Annotated in this window: 1 rRNA gene; it reads left to right on the top strand. The window is 47.7% G+C overall.

Annotated elements, in window-relative coordinates:
- Positions 1 to 96 precede the first annotated feature (96 nt).
- Positions 97 to 262 (top strand): 16S ribosomal RNA (locus HFD97_RS22115); the annotation flags it as partial.

The following is a 262-nucleotide window of genomic DNA, read 5'->3' as shown; positions in this document are numbered from 1 at the left end:
AAAAATATCAAAGCCTCACGAGTGAACACATAATGAAATTCATTATGACGTTTTACAGATGAGCACCGCTGAACTCGTTTCAGCAAATCAAACTTTAAATTGAAGAGTTTGATCATGGCTCAGATTGAACGCTGGCGGCAGGCCTAACACATGCAAGTCGGACGGTAGCACAGAGGAGCTTGCTCCTTGGGTGACGAGTGGCGGACGGGTGAGTAATGTCTGGGGATCTGCCCGATAGAGGGGGATAACCACTGGAAACGGT

Source organism: Pantoea sp. EKM103V, from assembly GCF_011800365.1.
Taxonomy (GTDB): Bacteria; Pseudomonadota; Gammaproteobacteria; order Enterobacterales; family Enterobacteriaceae; genus Pantoea; species Pantoea anthophila.
This window is presented reverse-complemented; position numbering and strand designations above follow the sequence as displayed.